Genomic DNA, 14,255 nt, shown 5'->3' on the forward strand with positions numbered 1-14,255 from the left:
CATGGCACTCAGCGTGGAACTCATCCGGGCCGACGTCGCCGATGTCCTGGGCGAGGACCCGGCCGACATCCCCGTCGACGAGAACCTCGTCGACTACGGCCTCGACTCGGTGCGCATCATGTCGCTCATCGAGCGCTGGCGCCGCGACCACGACATCACCGCCACCTTCGTGGACCTGGCCGAGCAGCCCGCCATCGAGGCCTGGGCACCGATTCTGGGAGCCTCCACATGAGGCTCACCGCTGCCCAGTCGGGCATGTGGTTCGCGCAGGCGCTCGACCCCGGCAGCCCGGCCCAGAACACGGCCGAGTGCCTGGAGATCCACGGCCCCATCGACCCGTCCCTGTTCGCGCGGACCCTGCGCCAGGTGGTGTCGGAGGCCGATGCCCTGCGCGTACGGATCATCGAAGGGGCCGACGGGCCGAGCCAGTTGGAGGTCGTCGACCCGACGCTTCCGCTGAAGGTGCGCGATCTGCGCGCCGCGGCCGACCCGGACGCCGACGCGCGGGCGTGGATGCGGGAGGACCTGGCCACGCCGTTCGACCTGGCGGCAGGACCGCTGTTCGCGCACGCGCTGTTCCGCGTCGACGACGAGCGGTGGCTGTGGTACCAGCGGGTGCACCACATCGTGATGGACGGCTTCGGCTACTCGCTGCTCGCGCGGCGCACCGCCGAGATCTACACCGCGCTCGCCGCGGGCGAGACCCCGGCCCAGAGTCCCTTCGGGCGGCTCGACGACCTGGTCGCCGAGGACACCGCGTACCGCGCGTCGGAGACGTTCGACACCGACCGCCGCCATTGGGACGGCGCCTTCGCCGACCGGCCCGACGCCCCCAACCTGGCGGGGCGCACCGCGCTGCCGTCCCGCACCTTCCACCGCCGCAGCGCCCGCCTCTCCCCCGAGGCGACCGCGCGGCTGCGGGAGTCGGCGTCCTCGATGCGGGCGACCTGGCCGGAGGTGCTCGTCGCCGCGCAGGCGCTGTACGTGTCGCGGGCCACCGGCTCCGCCGAGGTGGTGCTCGGCCTGCCGATGATGGGCCGCATGGGTTCGGTGGCGCTTCGCGTGCCCGGCATGGTGATGAACGTGCTGCCGCTGAGGCTCACCGTCACCCCGCAGGCCACCTTCGCCGAGCTGACCCGGCAGGTGGTGCTCGGCATCCGCGCCGCCCGCCGCCACCAGCGCTACCGCTACGAGGACATCCGCCGGGACCTGGGCCTGCTCGGCGAGGGCCGCTCCCTGGTCGGGCCGCTGGTCAACGTCATGCCGTTCGACTACGGCCTGACCTTCGCGGGCGCCCGCACGGACGCCCACAACCTGTCGGCGGGCCCGGTCGAGGACCTGACGGTCAACGTCTACGACCGCGCCGACGGCAGCGGTCTGCGCATCGACTACGACGGCAACCCCGCCCTCTACGAGCCGGAGGAACTCGGCGCCCACCAGGCGCGGTTCATGGAGCTCCTGGAGCGCATCGCCGAGGCGGGCCCGCACACTGTGCTGGCCGAGCACACGATCGCCCGCCGCGCCGAACTCACGCTGGTCGTCGACGAGTTCAACGCCACCGCGCACCCGGTGCCGCCCACCACGCTGATCGGCCCGATCGAAGGTCAGGCCGTCCGCACCCCGGACGCCACCGCCCTGGTCTTCGGCGACCAGGAGCTGACCTACGCCGAGCTGAACGCCCGCGCCAACCGGCTCGCCCACCACCTCATCGAGGTCGGCGTACGTCCGGGCGCGCTCGCGGCGGTCGCCGTGCCCCGCTCGCTCGACCTGGTGATCACGCTCCTGGCCGTGCTCAAGGCGGGCGGCGCCTATCTCCCCCTGGACCCGGACTATCCGGCGGAGCGCCTCGCGTACATGCTGGACGACGCGGGCCCTGCCTGCGTGATCGCCGACCGCGCCGACCGGGTGCCCGCCTCGGGCGTACCGCTCGTCGCCCTGGACCGCCTGGACACGACGCCGTACGGCACGTACGACCCGCCGCGCGCGCTGACCCCGCACCACCCCGCGTACGTCATCTACACGTCCGGTTCGACCGGCCGCCCCAAGGGCGTCGTCGTGCCGCACTCCGCGATCGACAACCGGCTGCGCTGGATGCAGGGCCAGTACGAACTCTCCCCGGGTGACCGGGTGTTGCAGAAGACGCCGTCCGGGTTCGACGTGTCGGTGTGGGAGTTCTTCTGGGCGCTGCGGGTGGGCGCGACGCTGGTCGTCGCCGAGCCCGGCGGCCACAAGGACCCGGCGTACCTGGCGCGCGTCATCCGCGAACAGGGCGTCACCGTCTGCCACTTCGTGCCGTCGATGCTCCAGGTGTTCCTGTCCGAACCGGCCGCGGCGGACTGCGGTGGCCTGCGGCACGTCTTCTGCAGCGGCGAGGCGTTGCCGCGCGAGACGGTCCGGGAGTTCGGGCGCGTGCTTGACGGCGTGCCGCTGCACAATCTGTACGGCCCGACCGAGGCCGCCGTCGACGTCACCCACCACCCGTGCGCGACCGACGCCGCGGGCCCGGTGCCGATCGGCAAGCCCGTCTGGAACACCCGTCTGTACGTCCTCGACGCGGCGCTCCAGCCGTGCCCGCCCGGCATCCAGGGCGAGCTGTACCTGGCGGGGACGCAGCTGGCGGCCGAGTACCTGGGGCGGCCCGAACTGACCGCTTCCCGCTTCGTCGCCGACCCCTACGGCGCTCCCGGCACCCGTATGTACCGCACGGGCGACCTGGCGCGCTGGACCGAGCACGGCGAGATCGAGTACCTGGGCCGCACCGACCACCAGGTGAAGCTGCGCGGCCTGCGCATCGAACTGGGCGAGATCGAGGCCGAGTTGGCCGCCGATCCGGCGGTGGGCGCGGCCAGCGTCCTGGTCCGCGAGGACCGGCCGGGCGATCAACGGCTCGTCGGGTACGTGACGCCCCCCGACAGCGGGACCGTCCCCGACCCCGATGGGCTGCGCGCCCGGCTCGCGCTCACGCTGCCCGACTACATGGTGCCGGGCGCGATCCTCGTCCTCGACGACTTCCCGCTCAGCCCGAACGGCAAGCTGGACCGGCGCGCCCTGCCCGCCCCCGCCTTCGAGGGGTCGGCCGACGGCGGCCGGGTGCCCAGCGGGCACCGCGAGGAGACGCTCACCCGGCTCTTCGCGGAAATCCTCGGCGTACCCCAACTCGGCGTGGACGACGCCTTCTTCGACCTCGGCGGCACCTCGCTCCTGGCGGCCCGCCTGGTCTCCCGGGTCCGCGACACGCTGGGCGCCAAGCTCACCATCGGCACGCTCTTCCAGGCGCAGACCCCGGCGGCGCTCGCCGCCCACCTGGACGCGGACCACAGCGAGGCCGACCACGCCCTGGACGTGCTGCTTCCGCTGCGCGCAGGCGGCGACCGCACCCCGCTGTTCGCGTTCCACCCGGCGGGCGGCATGAGCTGGTGCTACTCGGGGCTACTCTCGCGGCTCGACCCCGGGCAGCCGGTGTACGGCCTCCAGGCGCGCGGACTGCACGGCGAGGGTGAACTCCCCGCCACGATGGAGGAGATGGCGGCCGAGTACGTCGACGCCCTGCGTGCGGTGCGGCCGCACGGCCCCTACCGGCTGCTCGGCTGGTCGGTGGGCGGCGTCCTCGCCCACACGGTGGGCGTACTGCTCCAAGAGGCGGGCGAAGAGGTCGAGTTGCTCGCCCTGCTCGACGCCTATCCGTCCGACCAGTGGCGGGACTCCGCGGTCCCCGCGGAGGCGGACGCCCTCAAGGCGCTCCTGCGGATGGCCGGTTACGACCTGACGGACGAGCTGACCCGCGAGGACGTCCTGGCCACGCTGCAGCGCGAGGGCAGCGCCCTTGCCGGGCTCCCCGACCGGACACTGTCGGCGGTGCTCGACATCGTGATCAACAACGCCCGCCTGATGCGCGAGCACGATCACCGCGCCTTCGACGGCGACGCCCTGTTCTTCACGGCCTCCGCGCCGCGCGCCGAGGACTGGCTGACGAGGGAGGCCTGGGCGCCGTACGTCAGCGGCACGATCAGCAACCACGACGTGGACTGCCTGCACCCGGAGCTGACCCAGCCGCGCCGCCTCGACGAGGTGTGTGCCGTACTCGCCACCCGCCTCAAGGAACTGGACCACGCATGACGACCACACCCGGCCCCTTCGACCCGGTCGGCACCGGCACCGGCACTGACACCGAGCCGACCCATCTCGTCCTGGAGAACGCGCTCGGCGAGCACTCCCTGTGGCCGGTCTTCCGCAGTGCGCCGGAGGGCTGGACCGCGGTGTACGGCCCGGAGACGTACGGCCGTTGCGTGGCCCGCCTCCAGGATCCGCCTGCGTGACGGAGATCCAGCTCGTCCGCCCGGCCCCGCTCGACGTGTCGCTCCTCGACGCCGATGAGCGGCGCCGGGCGGCGGCGTTGCGGCGCCCGGCGGACCAGGAGCTGTACGCGGCGGCGCACTCGGCGCTGCGTCGGCGGCTCGGCGCGTACCTCCGCGTCGACCCGGCGGCGGTGGATCTTGTGCGGCTGCCGTGCCCGCTGTGCGGCGGCCCCCACGGACGTCCTGCCGTGGCGGGCGGGGCGGGCCCGCACTTCTCGCTCTCGCACACGGACGGTCTCGCCCTGCTGGCCTTCGCGGACCGCCCGGTCGGCGCCGACGTCGAGAAACTGCCGTCCGCGGGTGTGCTGGCCGACGTGACGGCTTCCCTGCACCCGAGGGAGCAGGCCGAACTCGCGGAACTCCCCGCCGCCGAGCGCCCGTTGGCCTTCGCCCGCTGCTGGACGCGCAAGGAGGCGTGCCTCAAGGGGACGGGCGAGGGGCTGGCCGGTGGCGGGATGGCGTCGCTGCTCGTGGGGACGGGCTCCGTGCCTCTCGCCGTCCCGGGCTGGACGGTGCGGGACGTGGCCGTCCCCGAGGGTTACGCGGCGGCGGTGGCCGTCGCGGACCGGGCGCCGAGCAGCCCGACGAGTCCGTCCGCGAGTTCGGTGCGCCAGCACAGGTAGTCGTGCCCGCCGTTGAACTCGCGGTACACGGCGTCCTCGTACCCCTTCTCCCGCAAGGTGGCGCGCAGCCTGCGCATGGCGGGCAGCGCGACCCACTCCTGCTCTCCCGCCGAGAGCCAGAACCGCACCGGCAGCCTCTCGCTCGCGGCGATGCGGCCGGTCAGCCACTCGGAGCGCTCCAGGTCGGGCCCGTCGGGCCACCAGAAGGAACCCGACTGTGCGAGGACGCGGCCGAACCGCCCCGGCGCGAGGACACCTGCGTACGCGGCGGTGAGGCCACCGAGGCTCTGGCCCGCGACGACGGTCCGCGCGGGATCGCCGGTCAGGGAGAGACGCTCGCCCGCCCAGGGCAGCAGCTCGGTCTCCAGGAATCCGACGAACCGTTCGTTGCAGGCGAGTTCGGCCCAGCGCTGGTCGGCGCTGAGGGACTCGGGCAGCAGGGCGACCACGGGCGGGATGCGGCCGTCGGCGATGAGATTGTCGAGCAGGGCCGCGACATCCAGCCCCGGCTGCCACATCTCGCCGTCCATGAGCACCAGGACGGGCAGGTCGTGCCCGCCGCCGGGCGGCTCGTACACATGGACCGGCCGTTCGTTGCCGAGCAGTTCGCTGCGGACCGTGTGTGTGCTGACGGTGCCGCGCGCGACGCCGTCGCGACGCTGCCAGTCGTCGCCGGCCGGCGCGTGCGGCAGTTCGACGTACGAGACCGGATCGCCGCCCCAACGCCGGGCAAGGACACGCGAGTTGAGCGGGTCGGTCCGCTGCTGCTGCCGCAGCCAGGGCCAGTAGGCGCCATCCGTCTGCGGGCCGTCCCCCTCGTCCACGCAGAGGCTGTAGGTCGCGCGCCAGTCCGCGCGCATCCGGACCGACCAGTGCCAGACGTCCGTGCCCGGCACCCGCTCCATCAGGTTGCCGGACAGATCACGCGGGTCGACGATCTTGTTCGGCAGCACGAGGACGGCGCGGGTCGCGTCCGTGCCGCGCCACAGGAAGGTGACCACGCGATGGCCCTCGTCCCCCAGCGGATCGGGCTCGACGACGGGCGTGCCGCCGCACGCCCGCACATCACCCCAGAAGTCGCCCCGCTCCACGGCCCGCGCCACCCACGCACTGTCCGCGCGCTCGACGGGCAGCGGCCGCGGGATGCGGGGCGGCCGACGGGTCGCCCCGGCGGGAGGAGCGGTGAGCGGCATAGGGAAGCCTCCTGGGGGTCACTGCGAACGCGCATAGCTAAGGGTGACCTTACTTGAGCTGGCCACCCCCGCGCCGACCAGGGCCGGGCCGCGCCCGCCCGTGCCGAGGCCACCGGTACATTGCCGCTTATGTCGATACCGAACCCCCAGCCCAACCAGCCGAATCAGCCGAATCAGCCGAATCAGCCGAATCCATACCAGCAGCCCCCGAATCCCTATCAGCAGCCTCCGGGCGCCGTGCCCCCACCGGCGTACGGTCAGCCGCCGGGCCCGTACGGACAGCAGCCGGGCCCCTACGGCCAGCCGCCCGCCCCGCCCGCGCCCCCGGCAGGACCGCGCAAGCCCACGCCGGGCTGGGTGTGGGGAATCGGCGGCGTCGTGGTCGCGTCGGCCCTGTGGGCGGGGGCACTCTTCGCCACCGGCAATCTCGGCTCCGACAGCGGGAGCGGCGGCGGCGCGGATGCGGACCTCGCCGGCTACCAGTACACGAAGGATCTCTGCGACGTCTCCCCGCTGGACGCCTTCAAGAAGAAGTACGAGATCGACCCGGACGCCTCGACGCTCACCGACTACACCTCACGGCAGAAGGCATTCGACCAGAGCTACTGCAGCCGCAAGCTCAAGGACCCGGACGCCTCCGCCGACTCCTATTCGAGCATCTTCGTCTACTCCACCGCCCGGTGGCACAAGAAGACCGACCCGGCGGGCGACTTCGCTTCGGAGCAGAAGGCGTACGAGGACCAGTCGCAGAAGACGTACAGCTACAAGACCAAGGCCGTGAGCGGCATCGGGGACGAGGCGTTCCTGGTGACCGAGACGAGCGGCACGGGCGATGACGACCTCAACGGCATGACGCTCGCCGTGCGCGAGGGCTGGTTCACGTACCAGATGCACTGGAGCTCGTACGCGGGCACGGACGACAAGTCCGAGCCGCCGACCGCGTCGGAGGTCGAGGAGATGCTCACGTCCGACACCCGCGCGGCGATGGACGGGCTCAAGAAGTGAGGGACGCAGTCGAGGAGTCCTGACTCAGCGGGTGGGCGGAGCGGGGCGGACGAGGCCCGACTGGTAGGCGATGACGACCAGTTGGGCGCGGTCGCGGGCGTCGAGCTTGGTCATGGCGCGCTGGACGTGGGTCCGCACGGTCAGCGGGCTGACGAAGAGCGCATCGGCGATCTCGGCGTTGGACTTCCCCTCGGCGGCCAGGGCCATCACCTCCCGCTCGCGGGCGGTGAGCGCGGCGAGGCGCTCGGGCGGCGCCGGCCGGCCGCCGGGCTCGGGGGCGGCGAGGAAGCGGGTGATGAGGGCGCGGGTGGCCGACGGGGAGAGCAGGGACTCGCCCGCGACCACGGTGCGGATCCCGCCGAGGAGTTCGTCGACGCCCACGTCCTTGCCGAGGAATCCGCTCGCTCCGGCGCGCAGGGCCTGGGCAACGTACTCGTCGGTCTCGAAGGTCGTGAGGATGAGGACGCGGGTGGCGGCCAGGTCCGGGTCGGCGCAGAGCCTGGCGGTCGCGGCGAGGCCGTCCGTGCCGGGCATGCGGATGTCCATGAGGACGAGGTCGGGGCGGTGGATCCGGGTGAGGTCGACGGCTTCCTCGCCGTCGGTGGCCTCGGCGACCACCTCCATGTCGTCGCAGGAGTCGATCAGGATGCGGAAGGTGGCCCGGAGGAGGGCCTGGTCGTCGGCGAGGAGGACGCGGATGGTCATGGGGTGCTGTTCTCTTCCGGGTTCCGGGGATGCGACGGCAGTTCGGCGACGACTTCGAAGCCGCCTTCGGGACGGTGGCCCGCGTGCAGGTGGCCGCCGACCGAGTGCGCCCGTTCCCGCATGCCGATGAGGCCGAAGCCGTGACCGGCGGCGGGCACGGTGGGGGCCGTGGGGCGTCCGTCGTCGGTGATCTTGAGGGTCAGTCCGTCGGGGGCGTGGGCGAGATGGACGTACGCCGTCTTCGTGGCGGCGTGTTTGCTGACGTTGGTGAGTGCTTCCTGCACGATCCGGAATGCTGTCAGGTCGACGGCCGCCGAGAGCTCCCGTGGCTCGCCCTCCGTGGTGACGGTGACCGTGAGCCCGGTGGACGCGAAGGAGGCGGTGAGGTCGTCGAGCCGCGCCAGTCCGGGTGACGGTTCCAGGGGCGTTTCGGTGTCGTTCGCCTGGCGCAGCAGGCCGACCGTGGCCTTCAGTTCGCGCAGCGCCGACGCGGTGGTGCCCGTGAGGTCGGTGAGGATCCGCTGCGCCTGGTCGGGGTGGGTGCGCGCGAGGTGCGCCGCCGTTCCGGCCTGGGCGTTGGCCAGGGTCAGGTGGTGGGCCACTACGTCGTGCAACTCCCGGGCGATGCGCAGCCGTTCGGCGTGTGCGGCGCGGGCCTGCAGGGCCTCCAGATAGGCGCGGCGCAGCTGGACTCCGCTGCCGAACATGGCCGACAGCAGGACCCAGGCGATGGGGTTGAGCGTCTTCAGGAGGAGTGAGTGGTTGACGGGGTCCGCGAACAGGGCCGTGGCCCCCACCAGTACGGCGACGCCGAGCGTGTACCGGCGGGTGGTCTTCCGGTCGGCGCCGGCGGCCAGCCAGTAGAGCGCCGACATGACCGGGCCGAGGAGCAGGGGCGTGAGCAGGAAGCCCATCGCGCTGGTGCCCATGGCGCAGACCGTGGTCACCGCGACGACGGTGCGGGGACGACCGCGCTGCCACAGCAGGGATGTGCAGGCGACGGCCGAGATCAGCACGCCGGTCCACCACGTGGGCCGGTCGGACGGCTCGGTGGTGCTGAGCATGCTGCCGGAGAACGAGACGCCGAACAGCAGCAGCGCCACGGCCGCGTCGGCGGCGCGGGGGTGGGCCTCCGCGTGGCGCTGCCATCTGGTGAGCATCGAGTTCTCCGATCAGGGTGCTTGAGCCATGGTCCGTGACGCGACCTCCTGTCAGACGCGTATCGACTCGCGGTCGGCCGTGTCGTCCCGGACAGGAAGGCCCGCGGATCGCCGGCCGAGCGCCTCGCCCTCCACGTCGACACGGGGCAGCAGCCGGTCCAGCGGGCGCGGCAGCCACCATGCCGCCTTGCCGAGCAGGGCGAGGACCGCGGGGACGAGCGCCATGCGGACGACGAACGCGTCGAACAGGACGGCCACCGCGAGGCCGAAGCCGATCGTCTTGATCATTGATTCACCGGCACTGATGAACCCGGAGAACACGGCCATCATGATCAGCGCGGCGGCCACCACGACGCGGGCGCTGTACCTGAAGCCGCTGACGACGGCCTGACCCGGCCGGTCGCCATGGACGTACGCCTCGCGCATCCGCGCGACGAGGAACACCTCGTAGTCCATGGCGAGTCCGAAGACGATGCCCACCAGGAAGATCGGCATCATGCTCATGATCGGCCCGGTCTGCTCGACGCCGAGGAGTTCGGCGCCCCAGCCCCACTGGAAGACCGCGACGACCGAACCGAGGGCGGCGCCAACGGACAGAAGGAAGCCGAGTGCCGCCTTGACGGGCACGAGGACGGAGCGGAAGACCACCATCAGGAGCAGCACGGCAAGGCCCACCACGACGGCGAGGTACGGGATCAGGGCGTCCTGGACCTTCTGGGCCATGTCGATGTTCATGGCGGTGGAGCCGGTGAGCTCGAAGGTGGCTCCCTGGGTGGTGGATTCGATCGCGGGGCGGTCGTCGCGGATGGTGTGGACGAGGTCCTTGGTCTTCTGGTCGGTGGGAGCGTCGGCCGGGACTGCGGTGAACATCGCGGTGTCTCCGGCGGGGTTGAACTGCGCCGCCGACACCGAGACAACCCCCTTCGTGGCACCGATCCGCTGCTCGACCTCGGCCACCGCCGCCTTCGGATCGGCCGCGCCCTCGGCGTCGACGACGATGGTCAGCGGTCCGTTGAAGCCGGGGCCGAAGCCGTCGGCCAGCGCGTCATAGGCGCGGCGCTCCGTGGTCGAGGTGGGCTTGGCCTCGTCTCCCGGCATGCCGAGCTGAAGGTCGAGCACCGGCAGGGCGAGCGCGCCGAGGCCCGCGACCGAGGCGAGGAGCACGGGGACGGGGCGGCGCAGGACGAACCGGGCCCAGCGGCTGCCGCCGTTGCGCTCGCCGTCCCCCTTCTCCCTGCCGCGCCTGCGGGTGGAGCGCGAGAGGACGGCGTTCGGCCAGAGGCCGAGCAGGGCGGGGACGAGGGTGAGCGCGATGACGACGGAGACGACGACCGCCCCGGCGGCGGCAAGTCCCATCTTGGTCAGCATCGGGATGCCGACCACCGAGAGGCCCGCCAGCGCGATGACGACCGTGAGCCCCGCGAAGACGACGGCGGAACCCGCCGTGCCCGCGGCCAGGCCCGCCGCCTCCTGGGGCACGTGCCCCTTGGCCCGCTCCTCGCGGTAGCGGGAGACGATGAACAGGGCGTAGTCGATGCCGCACGCGAGGCCGAGCATCGTGGCGAGGGTGCCGGTCGTCGCGGAGAGACCGAGTGCGCTGCCCAGGGCCAGGATCGAGGCCATGCTGACGCCGACGCCGATGATCGCGGTGAGCAGCGGAAGCCCGGCAGCGGCCAGCGACCCGAAGGTGATCAGCAGGACGACGGCCGCGACGGCGACACCGATGCCCTCGGCGGCACCGCCCGCCGCGGGCTGACTCGCGAGGGCGTTTCCGCCCGCCTCGACGGTCAGGCCCGCGTCCCGGGCCTCCGCCATGGCGTCCTCGAGCGTCGCCTTGCTCTGGTCCGTGAGGTCGTCGGCCTTCACGCCGTACGTCACCGTCACGTACGCAGTCGAGGCGTCCTTGCTCACCGCACGCGACGTGAACGGGTCGGCGGCGCGGGCGACTTGGGGCCCGTCGGCCGCCTCGTCCACGAACCTCTCGACGGCCGCGCGGTTCTCGGTCGCCGTGACCTTCTGCCCGTCCGGGGCGGCGAACACGATCCGCGCGCTCGCACCGTCGGCCTCGGCCCCGGGGAAGCGCTGCTCCATCAGGTCGAACGCTTCCTGGGACTCGATGCCCGGCATGGAGTTGCCCTCGTCGGGGGCGGCGGGCGCCGTGACCGCGCCGAAGCCGACGGCACCGAGGACCGCCGCCCACAGCAGGGCGACGTACCAACGCCGCCGGAAGGCCAGACGGCCAAGGCGATAGAGAAGAGTAGCCACGGGCAGAGGTCTCCAGATCTGGTCTCGGGTACCTCCACAGGCTCTCGGGAATCGGGGGTCCGGTCGTCGTGCGCCTGATGACAATCCGGCGTACTGACCTGGCAGTACACGCCCTCGCCACATCATCCGCGGGGATTACGTCCGCCCCTACGGACCGGATCGGCGCGGACCGGATCGGCAGACCGGAGCGGCGCGGACCGGAGCGGTTCAGGGGCGCGGCCAGGGATGGCCTTCCAGGCGCTCGATGTCGCTGTTGAAGCGCTGCAGGAAGCCGGCGAACGTCGCCACGTCCTGCGGCGACCAGCTGTCCAGGACCTTCTCCAGGCCCTGGGTGTACTCGGAGCGGTCGGCGTCGAGTTGCCGCGCACCCTCGGCGGAGATGCGGAACTTGCGGGCCATGCCGCCGTCGGGGTCGGGGATGCGCTCGACGAGTCCGCCGCGCAGCATGGCCGCGGTCTGCCGGTTGAGAGTGGAGGCGTCAAGGCCGAAGGCGTCGGTGAGCTGGCCGATGGACATCGGGCCGTCCATCTGGATGCGGCTGAGCAGGATGTACGCGCTGCGGTCGAGGCGCCCGCCGGAGGAGCGTGTGCGGGGGTTGAACAGGTGCGAGTGACGTCCTAGCAGCATCGTCTCGAACTCGACCTGCCCGACGGGCTTGTCCTTGCTTCCAACGGGCTTGTCGATGCGACGACCGGATGTGTCCATGCAGCCATCGTACTAGGCATATGCATCATGCATGCTCTGTGTATAGTGCATATCGCGATGGCCGTCAGGTCACGCGACCGTCCGGCAGCCGCCCGGAAGTCGTCCGGTGGCCGTCCGGCAGAACCAAGGGAGAAGCCAGTGGTCAGCTCGAAGCCCGATGTACGCCCTGGGCGCGTCGTCGGGGTACTCGCTCTCGCGGGCATCGTGGCCGCGATCATGCAGACGCTGGTGGTGCCCCTGATCGGCGACCTGCCCGTCATGCTCGACACCAGCCCGTCGAACGCCTCCTGGGTGGTCACGGCCACGCTGCTCTCGGCGGCGGTGGCGACGCCCGTGGCCGGGCGGCTCGGCGACATGTACGGCAAGCGGCGCATGCTGCTCGTCTCCGTGATCCCGCTCGTCGCGGGTTCAGTGGTCTGCGCCCTCGCCTCGTCCGTGGTGCCGATGATCGTCGGCCGCGGACTGCAGGGCCTGGGCATGGGCGTGGTGCCGCTCGGCGTCAGCCTCCTGCGTGACGTGCTGCCGCCGGAGAAGCTCGGCTCCTCCATCGCCCTGATGAGCGCGTCCATGGGCGTGGGCGGCGCGCTCGGCCTGCCCTTCTCCGCGGCCGTCGCCGAGAACGCGAGCTGGCGCGTGCTGCTCTGGGTCGCCGCCGCCCTGAGCCTCCTGGTCGCCCTCCTTGCCTGGCTGTTCGTGCCCGCGGGGCGGGTGGGCGCCGGCTCGGTCCGCTTCGACATCCTGGGCGCGATCGGCCTGGGCAGCGGTCTCATCTGCCTGCTGCTCGCCGTGTCCAAGGGCTCCGATTGGGGCTGGACGAGCGGCACCACGCTCGGCCTGTTCGCCGCCGCCGTCGTCGTCCTGCTGACCTGGGGCCGGTGGGAGCTGCGCAGCAGCGAGCCGCTGGTCGACCTGCGCGTCACCGCCCGCCCGCAGGTCCTGATGACCAACGCGGCCTCGGTGCTCGTCGGTTTCGCGATGTACGCCCAGTCGCTGGTCGTCCCGCAGCTGCTCCAGCTGCCCGAGGCCACCGGCTACGGCCTGGGCCAGTCGATGATGGCCATGGGCCTGTGGATGGCCCCGGCGGGCCTGATGATGATGGCCCTCGCACCGCTCGGCGCCAAGCTCTCGGCGGCCCGCGGCCCCAAGGTGACGCTGTCGGTCGGAGCCCTGGTCATCGCTGTCGGCTACGGCTCCTCCCTGCTCCTGATGGGTTCGACCTGGGGCCTGCTCGTCGTGACGCTCATCTGCAACACGGGCGTCGGCCTCGCGTACGGCGCCATGCCCGCCCTGATCATGGGAGCGGTGCCGCAGTCGGCGACCGCGTCGGCCAACAGCTTCAACACCCTGATGCGCTCGATCGGCAGCTCCGCTGCGGCGGCCGTGATCGGCGTGGTCCTGGCCCAGATGACGACGGACTTCGGCGGTCACTTCCTGCCGTCGGAGAACGGCTTCCGGGCCGCGATGCTGATGGGCTGCGGGGTGGGCCTCGCGGCGGCGGTGGTCGCGGCGTTCATTCCCGTACGGGAGGCGGAGGCCGGTTCCGAGGCGCCCGAGACGGACATCGAACCGCGCCCGGCCTCCGAGGCCACGGCCTGAACCCACCTTGGGCACGCGCCTCCCAACAGACAGGGGCGCGTGCCCTCGCCTCTTGAGCGGGGCCCGGGCGGGGTACGGTTACAGCACCGAGCGCACCTCGCACGCCGTCATCCGTTTCGGCGTCGCCCTCGGGGAACGGCAATGCCGGAGCACATCGTGTCCGGCCAGAGATGAGCCGCCCCATGCTTCCCTGCTCGAACTGTCGCGCCACCGTACGCATTCCGTCGCGCGCCCCGCAGTAGCCGCACTTCTCGTTCCCGGGGCTTCTCGAGGAGCTCCGGCACCTCACACGCCCTCAACCGATCAAGAGGATGCGGGACGCATGTATTCACAGGACTCGATCTCCGGGCGCCGACGCGGCCGCTCCGAACCGACCGCCGAGATGCTCTCCGGCCTTGCCTGCTCCGTGTGCGGCGCCGACTTCCGCCAGGCGCACGACGGTGACGAGGCGGTGGTCTCCCACCGCGACGACAAGCAACTGCTCGCGTGCCACGGGACGTGCGCGCGGATGGCCAGCGGGTCGGTCACCGGCCTGGACGAGCCTCCCCTTCCCTTGGCCGAGCGCGTGCGCAGGCACGTGCCCCCGCCCCCGTAGGACGCGGCGGCGACAACAAGAACAACGAGAACGACAACAACTCAATGACAGGA

The 14,255-nt window shown here is 72.1% G+C and carries 12 protein-coding genes; 7 read left to right on the forward strand and 5 right to left on the reverse strand.

Annotated features, from left to right (window positions below; genetic code table 11):
- Position 1: 1 nt before the first annotated feature.
- The 4 genes from ABZ833_RS10730 to ABZ833_RS10745 are packed head-to-tail and all read left to right on the forward strand — an operon-like array spanning position 2 to position 4,978.
- Positions 2-232 carry a phosphopantetheine-binding protein gene (locus ABZ833_RS10730; protein ID WP_361043983.1) on the forward strand — a complete coding sequence of 77 codons (231 nt, stop codon included), beginning with the start codon at positions 2-4 and terminating at the stop codon, positions 230-232.
- Positions 229-4,116, forward strand: a complete 3,888-nt coding sequence (locus ABZ833_RS10735; protein WP_361043986.1) for an amino acid adenylation domain-containing protein — start codon at positions 229-231, stop codon at positions 4,114-4,116. The genes ABZ833_RS10730 and ABZ833_RS10735 overlap by 4 nt, the downstream gene beginning before the upstream one ends.
- Positions 4,113-4,316, forward strand: a complete 204-nt coding sequence (locus tag ABZ833_RS10740; protein WP_361043989.1) for an MbtH family NRPS accessory protein — start codon at positions 4,113-4,115, stop codon at positions 4,314-4,316. Before ABZ833_RS10735 ends, ABZ833_RS10740 begins: the two co-directional genes overlap by 4 nt.
- Positions 4,313-4,978, forward strand: a complete 666-nt coding sequence (locus ABZ833_RS10745) for a 4'-phosphopantetheinyl transferase superfamily protein (protein WP_361043992.1) — start codon at positions 4,313-4,315, stop codon at positions 4,976-4,978. The genes ABZ833_RS10740 and ABZ833_RS10745 overlap by 4 nt, the downstream gene beginning before the upstream one ends.
- On the opposite strand, the gene fes is transcribed toward ABZ833_RS10745, so the two are convergent.
- On the reverse strand, positions 4,894-6,171 hold the full coding sequence (gene fes / locus ABZ833_RS10750; protein ID WP_361043995.1) for an enterochelin esterase: 1,278 nt from the start codon (positions 6,169-6,171) through the stop codon (positions 4,894-4,896). The genes ABZ833_RS10745 and fes overlap by 85 nt on opposite strands.
- Before the next feature lie 237 nt (positions 6,172-6,408).
- On the opposite strand from fes, the gene ABZ833_RS10755 reads away from it, so the two are divergent.
- Complete coding sequence (locus ABZ833_RS10755) at positions 6,409-7,176, forward strand: hypothetical protein (RefSeq protein ID WP_361043997.1); 768 nt, start codon at positions 6,409-6,411, stop codon at positions 7,174-7,176.
- 24 nt (positions 7,177-7,200) lie between these two features.
- On the opposite strand, the gene ABZ833_RS10760 is transcribed toward ABZ833_RS10755, so the two are convergent.
- The 4 genes from ABZ833_RS10760 to ABZ833_RS10775 form a co-directional block, all read right to left on the reverse strand.
- On the reverse strand, positions 7,201-7,881 hold the full coding sequence (locus ABZ833_RS10760) for a response regulator transcription factor (RefSeq protein ID WP_361044000.1): 681 nt from the start codon (positions 7,879-7,881) through the stop codon (positions 7,201-7,203).
- Positions 7,878-9,041, reverse strand: a complete 1,164-nt coding sequence (locus tag ABZ833_RS10765) for a sensor histidine kinase (protein WP_361044002.1) — start codon at positions 9,039-9,041, stop codon at positions 7,878-7,880. Before ABZ833_RS10765 ends, ABZ833_RS10760 begins: the two co-directional genes overlap by 4 nt.
- A gap of 51 nt (positions 9,042-9,092) precedes the next feature.
- The gene (locus tag ABZ833_RS10770) at positions 9,093-11,306 is read right to left on the reverse strand and encodes an MMPL family transporter (protein ID WP_361044005.1); all 2,214 of its coding nucleotides are present in this window, start codon (positions 11,304-11,306) and stop codon (positions 9,093-9,095) included.
- A gap of 207 nt (positions 11,307-11,513) precedes the next feature.
- A complete protein-coding gene (locus tag ABZ833_RS10775; protein WP_361044007.1) occupies positions 11,514-12,011 on the reverse strand; it encodes a MarR family transcriptional regulator in 498 nt (165 codons plus the stop codon).
- Between the two features lie 57 nt (positions 12,012-12,068).
- Here ABZ833_RS10775 and ABZ833_RS10780 point away from each other — a divergent pair, with 57 nt between their 5' ends.
- Together ABZ833_RS10780 and ABZ833_RS10785 are read left to right on the forward strand one after the other, a co-directional pair.
- The gene (locus ABZ833_RS10780) at positions 12,069-13,607 is read left to right on the forward strand and encodes an MFS transporter (RefSeq protein WP_361044010.1); all 1,539 of its coding nucleotides are present in this window, start codon (positions 12,069-12,071) and stop codon (positions 13,605-13,607) included.
- 322 nt (positions 13,608-13,929) lie between these two features.
- Positions 13,930-14,202 (forward strand): hypothetical protein, encoded by a 273-nt coding sequence (locus ABZ833_RS10785; RefSeq protein ID WP_361044012.1) that lies wholly within the window; start codon positions 13,930-13,932, stop codon positions 14,200-14,202.
- The last annotated feature ends 53 nt before the right edge of the window (positions 14,203-14,255 follow it).

Origin of the sequence: Streptomyces sp. NPDC047525, assembly GCF_040643025.1 — a bacterium.
Taxonomy (GTDB): Bacteria; Actinomycetota; Actinomycetes; order Streptomycetales; family Streptomycetaceae; genus Streptomyces; species Streptomyces durmitorensis.